Source organism: Flavobacterium frigidimaris (assembly GCF_002217275.1).
Lineage (GTDB): Bacteria > Bacteroidota > Bacteroidia > Flavobacteriales > Flavobacteriaceae > Flavobacterium > Flavobacterium aquidurense.
Genome location: NZ_MUGV01000060.1, coordinates 1 through 1,607 on the forward strand (window position 1 = coordinate 1; position 1,607 = coordinate 1,607).

Annotated in this window: 2 protein-coding genes; one reads left to right on the forward strand and one right to left on the reverse strand. The window is 35.0% G+C overall.

The genetic code is table 11. The features are described from left to right. The first annotated feature begins 59 nt into the window (after positions 1-59). Entirely contained in the window at positions 60-1,349 is a 1,290-nt protein-coding gene (thrC, locus tag B0A65_RS22810) for a threonine synthase (RefSeq protein WP_074657246.1), read from the forward strand. Positions 1,350-1,418: 69 nt separating this feature from the next. Here the strand turns inward: thrC and B0A65_RS23415 are convergent. Then, the coding region (locus B0A65_RS23415) for a hypothetical protein (protein ID WP_207556495.1) at positions 1,419-1,607 on the reverse strand (189 nt) is incomplete at its 5' end.

The window sequence follows — 1,607 nt, forward strand, 5'->3', positions numbered from 1 at the left end:
TGCAAAAAGCTAAAGATTAAAACTAAGGACTAGGCACTAATAACTAAGAACTGACAATAATGAAATACTATAGTTTAAACCATAATGCACCAGAAGTTTCATTCAAAGAAGCTGTCATACAAGGATTAGCGAGTGACAAAGGATTGTATTTTCCGCAGATCATTACGCCTCTAAATCCTGCGTTTTTTAATGTAATCGAGAATTTAAGCCATAACGATATTGCTTTTGATGTGATTCAGCAATTTGTGGGCGATGACATTCCGGAGGAAAACTTACGAGAAATTATTAAAGACACTTTATCTTTTGATTTTCCAGTTGTGGAAGTGGAGAATGGGATTTATTCGTTAGAATTATGGCACGGGCCAACAATGGCTTTTAAAGACGTTGGAGCGCGATTTATGTCACGTTGTCTGGCGTATTTTAATAAAGATAAAAAAGACAGTAAAAATACCGTTTTAGTAGCGACTTCCGGAGATACTGGCGGTGCAGTTGCAAGCGGATTTCTTGGCGTTGACGGTGTTGATGTTGTGATTTTATATCCGTCAGGAAAAGTGAGCGACATTCAGGAAAAACAATTGACGACTTTAGGAAAAAACATAAAAGCACTTGAAGTAGACGGCGTTTTTGATGATTGTCAGGATATGGTAAAAAAAGCGTTTTTAGATGAAACATTAGCGCACAAAAACCTGACTTCGGCGAATTCTATTAATATTGCGCGCTGGTTGCCACAAATGTTCTATTTCTTCTTTGCTTACAAAGCCTTGAAAAGCCAAAACAAACCGTTGATTTTCTCTTGTCCAAGCGGGAATTTTGGGAATATCTGCGCCGGAATTATGGCAAAGAAACTAGGTTTGCCAATTGAGCATTTTGTAGCTTCTACTAACGTAAACGATACCGTACCAAGATTCTTAGAAAGCGGAAAATATGATCCAAAACCTTCTAAAGCAACGATTTCGAACGCTATGGACGTTGGAAACCCAAGTAACTTTATTAGAATTCAGGAATTGTACAACAACGATTTAAAAGCTTTCGAAAAAGATTTCTCATCTTACAGTTATACAGATGAAGAAACACTTGCAGCCCTAAAACAAATTTACAATACCGACGGTTACATCGCAGAACCACACGGCGCTGTGGGTTATTTAGGTTTGAAAAAAGAATTGCAAAAACACGATAACGCGATTGGTGTTTTCTTAGAAACGGCACATCCTATTAAATTTTTAGATGTTGTTGAACCTGCTTTAGGCATTACTCTTCCGATTCCAGAACAAATTGAAAGTGTTATGAATGAGGATAAAGTGAGTGTGAAGATTAAGACTTATGAGGAATTGAAGGCATTTTTGAGGTAGTTATTTTAATCCAATAGATAAAAACGACATATTTGATATGCCATTTTTATCTACTGGATCACTTTTGGTCTAAAAAAAATCTTTTAAACTTAAAACATAATTAATATTTATATTCTTTTTCAATTCCAATTCTAACTCTTTGATAGAATCGAATTCTTTTTGCCTTTCTTCTTCGTTTCCATAAAAATTTCCCATCAATTGAAAAATTTCGTCAATCAATTCTTTTGTTTTTTTATTTAGTTCAGATTCATCATATGA